General features: G+C 51.2%; 1 protein-coding gene. It reads left to right on the forward strand.

Features of this window, described 5'->3' with window-relative positions; translation table 11 throughout:
* Window positions 1-3: 3 nt before the first annotated feature.
* On the forward strand, window positions 4-344 hold a 341-nt coding region (locus EZM41_RS14665), incomplete at its 3' end, for a tripartite tricarboxylate transporter permease (RefSeq protein WP_446697817.1).

The raw sequence follows: 344 nt of genomic DNA on the forward strand, positions 1-344 counted from the left end.
GCTATGGCTACCTGCACGGAGGTGTTGGAATCCGCTGCGGTCGAAGACCATTTTCCGGCCCTCCGCGATGCCTGCCTCTCGCATTCGGATTGGTTGATCCGCAATAGGGCTACCGTAGGGCTTGATCCTTTCTCTGTGATAGTAAGATTTGGTTTTGGTACCGAACAGCTAATCCATGGGTTTGAGTTGATACCATTTTATATGGGAATTTTTGCTTTAAGTCAGGTCTTATATCGCATTTGTGAAGGGCGCCCCCGATATCGTGCTCGATCTGTGCAATGGCATTTTGGGAGCCGACGGACGGGTTTCTCCCGTTACAGAAGACGTCCGGAGCCAGGTATTGG

This window comes from Acetomicrobium sp. S15 = DSM 107314 (assembly GCF_016125955.1).
Taxonomy (GTDB): domain Bacteria; phylum Synergistota; class Synergistia; order Synergistales; family Thermosynergistaceae; genus Thermosynergistes; species Thermosynergistes pyruvativorans.